The organism is Providencia sp. NPDC089933, from assembly GCF_049545585.1.
In the GTDB taxonomy this organism is placed as follows: domain Bacteria; phylum Pseudomonadota; class Gammaproteobacteria; order Enterobacterales; family Enterobacteriaceae; genus Providencia; species Providencia huashanensis.
Window position 1 is genome coordinate 1 of the sequence record NZ_JBMWDT010000038.1, and the last position, 1,015, is coordinate 1,015.

At 34.6% G+C, this 1,015-nt stretch carries 2 protein-coding genes; both read right to left on the bottom strand.

The genetic code is table 11. The annotated features are described in order from the left end of the window. Positions 1-330: 330 nt before the first annotated feature. On the bottom strand, positions 331-624 hold the full coding sequence (locus ACPEH5_RS22665) for a hypothetical protein (protein WP_272578680.1): 294 nt from the start codon (positions 622-624) through the stop codon (positions 331-333). Beyond that, the coding region (locus tag ACPEH5_RS22670; RefSeq protein WP_423727231.1) for a hypothetical protein at positions 624-1,015 on the bottom strand (392 nt) is incomplete at its 5' end. The genes ACPEH5_RS22665 and ACPEH5_RS22670, both read right to left, overlap by 1 nt.

Sequence of the window (1,015 nt, forward strand, 5' to 3'; positions counted from 1 at the left end):
AGTTCGGTGTATTTATTCATTGCTTTACCTCGAATTTAATATCAACATATTTGTTAATTGATATTCTGATGCACGTACTGTCGTAATAAGGGCTAACTTGGTCAAGTTCACGCTGTAGGTCTATAGAAACATTATTATTGTGGTAATAAAAATAACGACAACGAAACCAATTATCACCAACCTTAATTACATCATTTGGATTTAATTCACTTACTGATTTATTCATTGATTAACTCCAGTTCGTCTTGTTTGAAGCAAAAATACTCACCATTTCTTGTAATTATTACAGGGTATTCGTATTCATTGTCTATTTCCGCAACTTCATATTTTTTACGTTTGAATTAAATAAGCACGAATATATAACGTGTCAGTTGGATGAACTCTATCTGCACACCAAGTTACATCATCACTGCGTAAATTAACTGGATATACAGGTTTATTTTCCTCCTCTGGTTCTGGGTCAACCTGTAGCCATATTAATTCTGGTGCGGTAGGGCAGTTAATACTTTCTGGTAAATTATTAATTAAACTCTCGCGTGATGCTTGCCATACATCGAATAGATTCATCGTTAATGATTTATTTTTACTGCGCCACTCTTCAAATTGCTGCCTTGATTTATCCATCACTCCACCTTTCTATATCCAGCTTTATATAAGCGCTCGGCGTACATATAAGCGTTTGCCATACCCATATCAATTAAACCTTTATCGTCAGCGGAAATAATAGCTGCTATGCGTTCTATTTCTTTTTTCGATAATCTTTCTCGCTCCTTGTCTGCTATTTCCTTTGCTAAATCCGAGCAATCGAAGCAGATATTTGCATTTTTACTGGTGATTAAATTATCTTTACCAACTTCTTTATCACATAAGTTACAAACGTCTTTCGGGTCAGGTGTTCTATGTGAAAACATAACTTTATTAGCTGCTTGTATAAAAATATCGTTACTCATATTCATTCCTCTTATTGCATCCCTGCGAGTTAAATTAATCTGCAAATTTAGGCAGCTTTCTGCCA

Excerpts from the sequence above, each read along its gene's own strand:
- ACPEH5_RS22665 (WP_272578680.1), bottom strand. The coding sequence starts at position 624 with ATGGATAAATCAAGGCAGCAATTTGAAGAGTGGCGCAGTAAAAATAAA.